The sequence below is a fragment of the Bartonella sp. HY406 genome, from assembly GCF_025449315.1.
Classification (GTDB): domain Bacteria; phylum Pseudomonadota; class Alphaproteobacteria; order Rhizobiales; family Rhizobiaceae; genus HY038.
On the sequence record NZ_CP104893.1, the window covers coordinates 2,727,142 to 2,740,000 of the forward strand.

5 protein-coding genes, 1 tRNA gene and 2 rRNA genes (1 of these 8 cut by a window edge) are annotated in these 12,859 nt (G+C 43.7%); 2 read left to right on the top strand and 6 right to left on the bottom strand.

What is annotated here, in order from left to right; genetic code table 11:
- Positions 1–98: 98 nt before the first annotated feature.
- Complete coding sequence (gene ettA, locus N6B01_RS11580) at positions 99–1,748, top strand: energy-dependent translational throttle protein EttA (RefSeq protein ID WP_262078874.1); 1,650 nt, start codon at positions 99–101, stop codon at positions 1,746–1,748.
- Between the two features lie 173 nt (positions 1,749–1,921).
- A complete protein-coding gene (locus N6B01_RS11585) occupies positions 1,922–2,428 on the top strand; it encodes a hypothetical protein (RefSeq protein ID WP_182417919.1) in 507 nt (168 codons plus the stop codon).
- 1 nt (position 2,429) lies between these two features.
- Here the strand turns inward: N6B01_RS11585 and N6B01_RS11590 are convergent, their stop codons facing one another.
- From N6B01_RS11590 to N6B01_RS11615, 6 genes are all read right to left on the bottom strand, one after another.
- Entirely contained in the window at positions 2,430–3,707 is a 1,278-nt protein-coding gene (locus tag N6B01_RS11590) for an NAD(P)/FAD-dependent oxidoreductase (RefSeq protein WP_262078875.1), read from the bottom strand.
- Positions 3,708–3,716: 9 nt separating this feature from the next.
- Positions 3,717–5,141, bottom strand: coding sequence for a glutamine synthetase family protein (locus N6B01_RS11595; RefSeq protein WP_262078876.1), 1,425 nt, complete (start codon positions 5,139–5,141; stop codon positions 3,717–3,719).
- A gap of 791 nt (positions 5,142–5,932) precedes the next feature.
- On the bottom strand, positions 5,933–9,193 hold the full coding sequence (locus N6B01_RS11600; protein ID WP_262078877.1) for a type 1 periplasmic-binding domain-containing protein: 3,261 nt from the start codon (positions 9,191–9,193) through the stop codon (positions 5,933–5,935).
- A 956-nt stretch (positions 9,194–10,149) separates the two neighbouring features.
- A tRNA-Met gene (locus tag N6B01_RS11605) sits at positions 10,150–10,226 on the bottom strand.
- 150 nt (positions 10,227–10,376) lie between these two features.
- A 5S ribosomal RNA gene (gene rrf, locus N6B01_RS11610) occupies positions 10,377–10,491 on the bottom strand.
- Positions 10,492–10,565: 74 nt separating this feature from the next.
- A 23S ribosomal RNA gene (locus N6B01_RS11615) occupies positions 10,566–12,859 on the bottom strand; it runs 519 nt beyond the window's last position.

Consider the following 12,859-nt stretch of genomic DNA (forward strand, 5'->3'; position numbering starts at 1 on the left):
GATTGACGCTATATAGAGTGCAACACAACGTTTTTAAATAGATAACCTACCGACCATAAGTCTCGTGGGTTATTGCTTTATGGAGTAATAGCGGAGCTATGGCGCGCCAATTTATTTATCATATGGCCGGACTAAATAAGTCTTACGGCAATAAGAAGATCCTTGAAAATGTTCATCTTTCATTTTATCCCGACGCAAAAATTGGTATTTTAGGTCCCAATGGCGCCGGTAAATCTACCATTTTACGCATTATGGCAGGTTATGACAAGGAATATAGCGGCGAAGCTTGGCTTGCTGAAGGTGCAACTTGTGGCTATTTATCGCAAGAACCTGAACTAGATCCTACAAAAGATGTCCGTGCCAATGTTATGGAAGGCGTTGCCAACAAACAGGCTATTCTTGATCGCTATAATGAATTAATGATGAATTATTCCGATGAAACGGCTGACGAAGGTGCAAAGCTGCAAGATATTATTGACAGCCAAAATCTTTGGGACCTTGATTCGCAGGTTGAAATGGCGATGGAAGCTTTGCGCTGTCCACCAGCCGATGCTGATGTTACCAAATTATCAGGTGGTGAAAGACGCCGTGTAGCGCTTTGCCGCTTGCTGCTTTCCAAGCCCGATCTATTATTGCTTGACGAACCGACCAACCACTTGGATGCTGAAACAACTGCATGGCTTGAAAAGCACTTACGTGAATATGAAGGCTCAGTTTTGATCATTACCCATGATCGCTACTTCCTTGATAATGTTACCAATTGGATTTTGGAACTTGATCGCGGCAATAGTATTCCTTATGAGGGCAATTATACTGCTTATCTTGATGCAAAAGCCAAACGTATGGCACAAGAAGGCCGTGAAGAAGATGCACGCCTAAAAGCTCTTGCCCGTGAGCAAGCGTGGATGGCAGCTAGTCCAAAAGCCCGTCAATCCAAATCAAAGGCTCGTATTAAGGCCTATGATGAATTGGTTGAAGCTGCTGAAAAACGCCGCCCGGGCGACGCGCAAATCATTATCCCTGTTGGTGAACGCTTAGGGCAAGTGGTTATCGAGTTTGATGGCATTTCCAAAGGCTATGGCGAACGCTTACTGATTGATGACTTGACATTCAAGCTCCCTCCCGGCGGTATTGTTGGTGTTATCGGTGCCAATGGTGCGGGTAAAACTACATTATTCCGTATGATTACTGGTCAAGAAAAGCCTGATAAAGGATCTATTCGTATTGGCGATACTGTTGATCTTGGTTATGTTGATCAAAGCCGCGATACGCTTGATGGTAATAAAAATGTTTGGGAAGAAATTTCCGGCGGCAATGATATTATCAAGCTTGGTAAATTTGAAATGAATAGCCGCGCCTATTGCGGTGCTTTTAATTTCAAAGGCGGCGATCAACAGCAAAAAGTCGGTAACCTTTCGGGCGGTCAACGTAACCGCGTGCATTTGGCTAAAATGCTTAAAGCTGGTGGCAATGTATTGCTTCTCGATGAGCCAACCAACGATCTAGATACCGAAACTTTGGCAGCACTTGAAGATGCTTTGGAAAATTTCGCTGGCTGCGCTGTTATCATCAGCCATGATCGTATGTTCTTGGATCGCTTGGCAACCCATATTCTTGCCTTTGAAGGTGATAGCCATGTTGAATGGTTTGAGGGTAACTTTGCCGATTATGAGGCCGATAAGATCCGTCGTTTAGGACCTGAAAGCGTTAATCCGCGCCGCGTAACCTATAAGCCACTAACACGCTAAACTTATTAAAGCTTGAAAAAATTAAAACGCTGGTCAAAATTTGGCCAGCGTTTTTTTATGATATTTTCTAGGCAATCAAGTTAATGTTAGCACGAAATTGAAATGACTTCCTTCCATTTCAATTTAAAGCTCTAAATAAGATTTAAGAGAATATTTTTAAATTAGGGTGTCTTATGGCTAAGTGGATTGAAGTAAATGACAAAATGCAAACAGGCTATAAATATCAACTTGTTTGTGCGGCTGGTAAAGATTTTCATCCTGATTTTCAACCCCAATTGACCCCAGCAGAAATGCTAGAGCTTGGAGTAATGGGCGGCAAATATATGACCGATTGCAGGGATGAATTTCCCAAAAGCTGGTTTGAAAATGCCAAATTATCACCCGAAAAAAAGAACGCGAAACTTAATTACTTTGGCGTTATGGCAGGAAAACCACTATCCTATTGGCAACAAAAAGGTTGGATTTATGAAGATGATCCACGCGGTTGGTTTCAATGGTATTGTCGCTATTATCAAGGACGCCGATTAGAAAAAGAAGATGCACGACAGATTAAACGCTGGCGAATGATGAAACGCCACCAAACACAATTGCGTAACAATTGTGAAGAAGGCGATCCTTTTTGCCGTCCGCGCCAACGCCAAGCTTTGTTACAATGGGCCTATGATAGCCGTAAAATATAATTTATAACCTGTCTAGAAGTGCAAACCAGCTTAGGCCAAGGTAAAGCAAGGCGCTTCGTAAAGCACCACCTGGAAAGCCTGAAATTTTAAGCTCTCGCATAATATCGAGGCGATCTTTTTTGCCCAATATGGCTTGTGCATAAAGATAACCAAAATAATGCGACAGCATAACACCGTGCCCTGAATAGCCGCCACAAAAAGTAATGCCGGGCTCCACTTCACGCACATAGGGCATGCGCTCAACGGTTATTGCAACCGTACCGCCCCAAACGTGAGTTAGCTCAATATCCTTTAAATCTGGATAAATTTGAGTTAATTGCTTGCGCACTGATGCCGTCATATCACGCCCATCAGGGTTGCCATAGGCTTCACTACCGCCAAAAAGCAAGCGGTTATCAGGCGTTTTACGAAAATAGCGCACAACAAAGCGTGAATCATCTACCGCTTCAAAACTGGGTAAAATCGATGTATTATCGCTTAGTGGAACAGTTGAACCGATAAAACTACGAATTGGCAAAACATGCGCCTGTGCCTTATTATTAATTTTGCCACCATAACCATTGGTAGCAATTAAAACACGCTTAGCACTAATGGTTCCTTGCTCGGTTTTAATAATAATATTGGTACCATTGCGCGTTACCGATAAAGCAGTTGTACGTTCATAAAGCGCAGCGCCATTATTATGGGCAGTATTAGCAGTGCCGATCACTAGCTTTAATGGGTGAATATGCCCTGTTCCCATATCTCGGATGCCACCATAATAATGGCTCGACCCAAGACGCTCACTTGTTTCATTCTTATCCATAAATTGCAGATGATTATAGCCATAGCGCGCCATATTATCGACATGGCTCTTATAATCATCAAGATAACGCGGCTTATGAGCAACGGATAATTGACCGGGCAAATAATCTATTTCAAAATTGTGCTTACTGGCAAAATTATGGATATGGGGCTTGGCTTCCTCGGCCAAATCAAACAAGGCCTTGGCGCGTTCAAAACCATATTGCTTTTCAAGGTCTTCGACCCAGCGGCGTTGGCCGGTGCCAAATTGCCCACCATTACGTCCTGATGCCCCCGCACCAAAGCGGCGCGCATCAATGACAATAGTCGACACATTATTTTCAGCTAAATGACATGCCGCCGAAAGACCGGTAAACCCGCCACCAATAATGGCAACATCACATTGATGGTCGCCTTGCAATATTGGATAGCGCGGACGATCATCCACGCTTTGCGCATACCATGAAATTCCCGGTGACATTGCATCTTGTTGCATAAATTAGCCTCACACATTCAGCAATAAATATTCCCGTTCCCAAGGGCTGATAACCTCCATAAAGGTTTCATATTCCTGCCTTTTGACCGCTGCATAGGTAGCAACAAATGTATGACCTAAAACATCGCGAAGCTCAGTATCTGCTTCAAAAAGACTAACCGCATCAATAAGGCCACGCGGCAATTCAATATCAGCAGCATTGACCGTTTCAGTTGTCGGCTCATCAGGTTGTAGTTCTTGTCGTAAACCAATAAGACCACAAGCAAGCGAAGCTGCAAGGGCAAGATAAGGATTGGCATCCGATGATGGTATACGATTTTCAACACGGCGCGCTTCAGGACCAGAACGTGGTACACGAAATGCGGTAGTACGATTATCATAGCCCCAACGCAAATTCACCGGTGCCGAAACATCAGGAATAAGCCGGCGATAGGAATTAACATAAGGTGCAAGCATCACCAAAGCACTTGCCATATGTTTTTGCATACCGCCAAGGAAGTGGAAAAAGGCTTCACTTTCGCTGCCATCAGGATTGGAAAAAATATTTTGTCCCGTTGCAATATCAACGATTGATTGATGAATATGCATTGCTGACCCCGGCTGACCTTGAATAGGCTTAGCCATAAAGGTTGCATACATATCATGTTTGAAAGCTGCTTCACGAATAGTGCGCTTGAACAAAAACACCTGATCGGCAAGCTCTATTGGATTGCCGTGGCGCAAATTAATCTCTAACTGGCCTGCACCTTCTTCGTGAATAAGCGTATCAATTTCCAAGCCCTGCGCTTCAGAAAAATGATAAATATCATCAATCAACTCGTCGAACTCATTCACACCAGCAATGGAATAGCCCTGCCCGCCGCCTATCGGGCGACCCGAGCGACCAACCGGCGGCGTTAATGGATAGTCAGGATCAGGATTGGTGCAAACAAGGTAAAACTCAATTTCTGGTGCAACAATCGGTTTTAAACCAAGCTCGGTATAAGCATTAATGACGGAGCGTAAAACATTACGCGGTGTAAATTCGGCATAACCGCCTTCTTGATAAACAAGATCGCAAATAACTTGCGCGGTTGGATCACTTTCCCAAGGCACAACCGACAAAGTAGATAAGTCGGGCACCAGTTTTAAATCGCCATCATTTTCAGGAAAGAAAAAGCCATTGCCATTTTCTGGGTAATCACCCGAAATGGTTGCCATAAAAACCGCCGATGGCAAAGCAAGCGATGTATCAGAATTGAATTTTTTGGTTGGCATCATCTTGCCGCGCGCAACCCCTGCTTGATCGGGAGTGATGCATTCAATATCCTCGATCTTGCGATAGGCAAGCCAATCTGCGGCTTGCTTATGGTTTTTTGCACCAGATAGCGCAGTAATATGCGGCTTTAAATTTTGTTCTTTTGAGCGTGACTTCTTTTTATCGGAAGCAGACATGGGGGCTTTGGCCTTAAAAATTTGAGTTATTCACCTTTTACCATATGTGCATAGGCTTGTCGAATTGGTCAAGGCTTGAAACAATGAAGCTGTTGTAATTTTTTGGCGATAAAAAATTAGTTTTATAACTAAAAAAGAGATGATACTCGATTTTAGATAAATTGCTGTCTATTTAAACAATTAAAGAATTGTAAAATAATACTAATTAAGAAATAAAATTTTGTTGCTGGTTCAAACCCTATAAAAGCTGCTGATTTAGTAGTAATTTATAGCAAAACTATAATAGGTTTCTTCCGTAAATAACTGCGTTCAATTGTCGATAAATAATAAAATGTGTGGCGCAGTTTACAGGTGAAATGAAATTGAATGAATGTTATTTAGGTGTTCATCACAAAAATATGCAATGTCAAGGGCGGCAGGCAAAGTGGTTACCTTTGGCATTATTAAGACAGACGGCCAAATCTTTCCACAAATTAATTTAGGCGCTATGATAAATACCACTGTGCATACAACACACACCCAAATTTATGGGTAATGTAAACGCAAGTTCCTAAAAAACATTTCAGTTTATTCCTCAAAGAATAAAGAGGTTCGAATATTGGATTACCTAAGCAGTTCCCTGACAAATCCAAATCATCCTCAAATCGCAATCTTAGGTGTCAGCTCCACATCTTTTGTTTCCTCACCATATAAACGTCTATTTTTAAGCTAATTATAGGGCGTTTATTATTTCGCACAGTTTTGAAAATAACAGTAATTTAATTTATTTAGAATAGCATATATGTAAAACATCAATTGTTCTTCGTGTCCCGTTGTTTTTCACGAAACTTGATAAGCTCATGAATCGGTGGAGAGTTTTCCTCTTTGGGTATGATAACATCGTCGTCAGGCCGTATAGCTATCCTATCTATGTCATTTGCTCCAATCTGCCATGCTTCCCTTAAACAAAATTTACGCTTAATGATCCCAAGCTCCATTCGAAACTCGTACAAACCAGCCTCACTCAAAATAGCCGGTACAAGGACATAAGCACCGCAGGCATTCAGATGATGGCAGAACATTTCAAGATTTTTATGATCATTTACCATCATGGTATTCATTCTTGATGTATTTACAACCATCTTTCCCTTTTTCTCTGGCAAAGCATCAAAATTATGCGTAATATGCACCCTATAGTAAAATGGGTTTTGTTGATCTATGCCTCTAATTACAGATATGTAGATTTCTTCATTGTGGTCCTCATTACCAAAGCGCTCGCGCCAATTTTTAAAAATAGCCTCACCCTTTTGACCATTTGAAAATGTTAGACCGACAACTGGTGGATGTCCTAGCTTCATCACACCGTACACCATACCTTTCCATTCGGCGGCATCCCAAAGTCTTGGATTAACGTTTGCTCGAACGATAATATCATCGTGACTACGAATTTCATCGACAAACTGCGGTATGACTTCTTCATTTTCGCTCGTCAGTGGTGGCAATTCAATTGTTGTAGGCCGAGTATGCTCACTTGATAAACCTGAAAAAGTCCTATTAATATAATCACTCCAGTCAGAAATGCGACCCACATGTGTTCCAAATACCCTACTTCTAAAGATGCCTGCGCGGCAAAACAATGTCGCGCGCTCCAGAATATTTTCACCTTTTACTAAGTCTTCAATCGTCTTAGCTGCGTCCGATAACATAGCGACATTCATCAAAGCATGGATGCAGAAAGAAACTAGATGTTGATTGTAAATTAAAAGATTATTCATTTCCAAAAGAGACCAATTTGTGGGAACACAAACCTCCATCATAAAATCATCACTCACTTCAACAGAGGCTTCCTCAATGGTATCTAATTGTCGAACCCGAACTGTGAGCTTTTCAGTGAGAGGAAAAGCCTTTGCGCTGAGTAATGTCGCTGCAAATGCTTCAAATACCGTAGCGTAAGTTTCTGCCTGCAGGAATCCTTCAAGCGTATTAGAGGTTTCAACATTAATCATCACGCCCAATATCTTAGTGGACACATTATTAAATCCATTATCTAAGATTACTATTTTGTATGGAAAGCTACTGCAAGCTAGTTGTGAAGCCATCAACTTCATCATTTCATGGATTTCATGATCCTCTGTACCATCGGGAATTGAACCGTCTGACTTTAGCTCGTCAAGATAGCCGAGGCGGTAAAGAAGAGCAAAGCGAGTTAAAGGCAGTGCGAGACAATCTAAAATATCCGGCAGGCTCTCCAGTCTGCGAATATCTACTGAAGATTGAATTATAATTAAGCAAGCAAACAGCTGATCTAAATTAGTAAACTCGTTCTTAAGCATCTTTTTGCTTTGTTCATCTAAAGGAGTAATGTTCTCAATAGCATGTAAAAATTGAATGCTACTCAGTACATCTAGAACATGACCTAATTGTAAAGATAGCCTTACAAATAGGCTAAGCACCGAAATCATTTCGACCCGTAAACAGCCTTCACTTTCCGACAACGCCAGATATTGTACGATTGATGCTAAGGCGCTCGCCCGCGCCGCCCAAAAAAGACCAACGTCACCATATGCTGCGGCTAGGTGGTTGAGCGCCTCGGCTTGTTCCTCTCGGCATTCCGCCTTCGAAAGATAGACGACACTACGACCAAGCCATTTTATGCCCTCGATTGCCTTTTCAGCATTAAGCTTGAGCTTACCTTGCTGCAAATACATTTCCCCAGCCTTAATCTCTCTACTTCGTTCGGCCATAAATTCTGCAGTTTTTTCCACCAAGGTATCAAACATCTGGCTGTCGGGGGAACTCTCGCTAATCGCATTAACCACCTCTTCAATCATATCAGCCGGAAACTCTCCTAAACCTACAGCTCTATCAATAATTCCACAAAGCTCTCCCCAGATTTCATCTAAGTTTCCCTTTTCTTTAGAAATTAAGATTTGCCACATACGATGCAAAACAAGTAATGTTTCAGCATGCAGAGCATTGTTTGGCTTGGAGTTATCAGCAGCTAGTTCTAGAAGCTTTGCTTTCAACCGTTTTGACCTGTCAATCAAAAGTACTTCCCCAGCAGTCTCATGACATCGCAACACCCGACCGATTAAAAGCTGATAGAGACGAAAAACCTTAGCAATATGCCCCGCCTGCTCACTTGCAAAAGCGATAGTCTCAACTTTTCCATACTGATCTTGCATAGTCTCGATGTCATCAAACCACCAAAATACTGCCCAAGCATATTCGTACACCGCGTTTAAATGGTGATAGCTTGCGCCGTATTTTTTAGCATAATCAATTGCACGCTTGAAACGCCCATCTGTTTCATAACGTGGCCTTTCAAGGGATCTTGAGAGTAAAGCGGCCTCCAAACTATCTTCCACCGCCTGCATTTGCTCTTGCGTGGTCGAACTCGACTTTTTAAGCCTGACTTCAAGTTCATCAAGTTTTTGCTGGCGTTCAAAATCTCTTGGTCCTAACTTGATGGCGTCCGGTTGATATTCTCCTGCTTGCAAATATTTATGGGCTAAGTCTTTATGGTCGTGAGAAAATATACGGTCGATGATCCACTCACGATCAAAAATGGTGACCTTAACTCCATATTGGCTGAACAATTCGTCTTCTATGCGAAGTCGATCACGTTGACGCGCCGCCCGATTCGTAAAGAAAATAATCCGATTATAACCACGTTGCGTTTCAACAATTCCTTTAACATCAGATCGCACCTTATCAGACCAAGCTTTTTTGGCACTAAATGCAAATGCCCATCGCTCAGAACCACTTATTCCATCGCCAACATACCAACGCTCCGAAACACTGCTGTCAACTGGGTAGGTCTCGGTGTCTACCTTGCCATCTCCACCACCTTCTGGCCCTGTTTGAGGGCGAAGGTTGGGACAAAGTTCTCGTTCGCCTAATTTACGACAGAATACCTCGAAATCCTTGTGCTGGTTGCGATCAGTGAGCGTATCTAAATGATGGCTTAATTCGGCTTCGCTCAATCTATAAGCATCAGTGCATACACTATCCGAAAAAAGCTGGGGACGTTGAGCCCGCATTATTTCAGACGGTGTGAAAATCTTACTCATCTTTATTTCCTCTGACTAAAAATCAGTTTGGTCACAAATATTATTGGCAATCTGTGTTTACGTAAAAAATAAGAAAATTTGAGACTATGCCTACCTATTTTAGAAAGCCATAGATGCTAAAAGAAATTAAACAACAAATTATTTCATCGCGCAAGGAATGGTTTTAACACCCATTTTAATAGTTGATCACTTTGATGCAATGATCATTACTTGGGCTACCAACGAGTATCTTCCTTATTATTTAAGCCATAAGCATATTAAGAGCCGTTATTCGCGCGCGGTATTAAGGTCAATCATAGCGCGGTCAACAGTTGGATATTGAAATATGCGCCGAAAAATAAAAACGATCGCGAAATTTTAACACATGCCCCATTGCGGTTCTATTCCCATGGTTGAGACTCACATCAATGTTAAGCGGCGGGGCTTAGTTTTGCGTAGATATACCTATCGTGTAATTGTTAACAACGATATTTTTATTGATTTTCTAACAAAGCATCAAGCGTTCAAGGTGTTGCCATTCCCTTATTTTTCATAGCCTACAAAGATGATTGGCTTTTGGGAACTTAAGAGATTGCAACAGACTCAGCAGAGGCTTTTCTTAATCCTTTTAAAATACTTCTCGTGGCACTAAGCGAAGATAGGTTACTTCGGGATAAGCACATTCATTACGCTACGCAAATATTATCATAAGGGATTGAAAGTAGTCATCCGCGCCTTAAACGGTTAACGCCATGAAGAAGGGGGCGCACGAATTCAGGCTATGTGGCGGTTATGATATATAAAGATAATATTTTTCTTGGATTATAGTTATATTTTTTGGGTCATGATGATTTTCACTGACGACCTTTTTGGTTTAGTGAGCTTTGAGAACATTGAGCTACCTCACCAGCGAAGATAAAGTCTTCGCGCCAGTGATAATTAAATTCCAATAATTATTAACTTTGTAAGAATTTTATTGGTTGCGGGGGCAGGATTTGAACCTACGACCTTCAGGTTATGAGCCTGACGAGCTACCGGGCTGCTCCACCCCGCGTCACCTATAGTCTTTGCTAGAAGTATTATTGATAATCGAGCAAAGTCATTATCTGATTGATGTATTTGCGTTGTTATTTAAGCATGATCAGATAGATTAATAAGGGTGTTTTGATGGTGAAGAGATAGTATTCAATCATGCATTTTGCAGACCTGGCAGCGACCTACTCTCCCGTGTCTTAAGACAAAGTACCATTGGCGCTGGAGCGTTTCACGGCCGAGTTCGGAATGGGATCGGGTGCAGCCGCTCCGCCATAACCACCAGGTCGGCGAAAGGCATGAACGAATTGAAGCTGGTTTTGATTTTCTGCTTTTTATTAACTGGATATAGGTAATGGGAACGATCAAGCCGATTGAACGATTAGTATCAGTAAGCTTCATGTGTTACCACACTTCCACACCTGACCTATCAACGTGGTCGTCTTCCACGGTTCTCATGGGAATACTCGTTTTTAGGTGGGTTTCCCGCTTAGATGCCTTCAGCGGTTATCCCTTCCGTATATAGCTACCCTGCTATGCGGCTGGCGCCACAACAGGTCCACCAGAGATACGTCCATCCCGGTCCTCTCGTACTAGGGACAGATCCTATCAATATTCCTACACCCACGGCAGATAGGGACCGAACTGTCTCACGACGTTCTGAACCCAACTCACGTACCGCTTTAAATGGCGAACAGCCATACCCTTGGGACCTGCTCCAGCCCCAGGATGCGATGAGTCGACATCGAGGTGCCAAACAACCCCGTCGATATGGACTCTTGGGGGTCATCAGCCTGTTATCCCCGGCGTACCTTTTATCCGTTGAGCGATGGCCCTTCCACACGGGACCACCGGATCACTATGACCGTCTTTCGACTCTGCTCGACTTGTCAGTCTTACAGTCAGGCAGGCTTATGCCATTGCACTCAGCGAACGATTTCCGACCGTTCTGAGCCCACCATCGCGCGCCTCCGTTACTCTTTAGGAGGCGACCGCCCCAGTCAAACTACCCACCATACACGGTCCTGGTTCCGGATAACGGAACGCAGTTAGACATCCATGTAGATAAGGGTGGTATTTCAAGGAAGACTCCACAATGGCTGGCGCCACTGCTTCAAAGTCTACCACCTATCCTACACATGTCGACACGAATGCCAGTGTAAAGCTATAGTAAAGGTGCACGGGGTCTTTCCGTCTAACCGCAGGAACCCCGCATCTTCACGGGGAATTCAATTTCACTGAGTCTATGTTGGAGACAGCGGGGAAGTCGTTACGCCATTCGTGCAGGTCGGAACTTACCCGACAAGGAATTTCGCTACCTTAGGACCGTTATAGTTACGGCCGCCGTTTACTGGGGCTTCAATTCAATGCTTGCACATCTCCTCTTAACCTTCCAGCACCGGGCAGGCGTCAGACCCTATACGTCGTCTTGCGACTTCGCAGAGCCCTGTGTTTTTGGTAAACAGTCGCTACCCCCTGGTCTGTGCCACCCCCTAACGGTTGCCCGCTAAAGGGTCACGCTTCTTCCGAAGTTACGCGTGCAATTTGCCGAGTTCCTTCAACATAGTTCTCTCAAGCGCCTTGGTATTCTCTACCGGTCCACCTGTGTCGGTTTCGGGTACGGTCTATAATGTGGGAGCTATTTCCTGGAACTGCTTCACTGCATCATCAATCCAATAAGATGATACAATTTACGCAATCCGTCACTTCCCACAGGCCCACGAATATTAACGTGGTTCCCATCGACTACGCCTTTCGGCCTCGTCTTAGGGGCCGGCTCACCCTGCTCAGATTAACTTTAAGCAGGAACCCTTGGACTTTCGGCGAGGGAGTCTCTCACTCCCTTTATCGTTACTCATGTCAGCATTCTCACTTCCAATACCTCCAGGATCCCTCACGGGTATCCCTTCACAGGCTTATGGAACGCTCCGCTACCACTTACACTTACGTGTAAATCCACATCTTCGGTGTATGGCTTTAGCCCCGTTACATTTTCGGCGCAAAGACCCTTATTTAGACCAGTGAGCTGTTACGCTTTCTTTAAATGATGGCTGCTTCTAAGCCAACATCCTGGTTGTTTTGGGATCCTCACATCCTTTCCCACTTAGCCATAACTTGGGGACCTTAGATGGTGGTCAGGGTTGTTTCCCTCTCCACGACGGACGTTAGCACCCGCCGTGTGTCTGCTAGTCAGTTCTTCCAGGTATTCGGAGTTTGGTTAGGTTTGGTAATCCGGTGAGGACCCCTAGCCCATCCAGTGCTCTACCCCCTGGAGAATACAACTAACGCTCTACCTAAATAGATTTCGCGGAGAACCAGCTATTTCCGAGTTTGATTGGCCTTTCACCCCTAGCCACAAGTCATCCCGATCTATTGCAACAGATATGGGTTCGGCCCTCCAGTAAGTGTTACCTTACCTTCAGCCTGCTCATGGCTAGATCACTCGGTTTCGGGTCTAATCCGACGAACTGAACGCCCTGTTCAGACTCGCTTTCGCTACGCCTACACCTATCGGTTTAAGCTTGCTCGTCAGACTAAGTCGCTGACCCATTATACAAAAGGTACGCCGTCACCCAGAACTAATCTTGGGCTCCGACTGTTTGTAGGCATTCGGTTTCAGGATCTATTTCACTCCCCTCGTCGGGGTGCTTTTCA

Bases quoted from the DNA above. Each gene is read 5' to 3' on its own strand.
- N6B01_RS11590 (WP_262078875.1), bottom strand. From the start codon at position 3,707: ATGCAACAAGATGCAATGTCACCGGGAATTTCATGGTATGCGCAAAGC.
- N6B01_RS11585 (WP_182417919.1), top strand. From the start codon at position 1,922: ATGGCTAAGTGGATTGAAGTAAATGACAAAATGCAAACAGGCTATAAA.
- N6B01_RS11600 (WP_262078877.1), bottom strand. From the start codon at position 9,193: ATGAGTAAGATTTTCACACCGTCTGAAATAATGCGGGCTCAACGTCCC.
- N6B01_RS11595 (WP_262078876.1), bottom strand. From the start codon at position 5,141: ATGTCTGCTTCCGATAAAAAGAAGTCACGCTCAAAAGAACAAAATTTA.
- ettA (WP_262078874.1), top strand. From the start codon at position 99: ATGGCGCGCCAATTTATTTATCATATGGCCGGACTAAATAAGTCTTAC.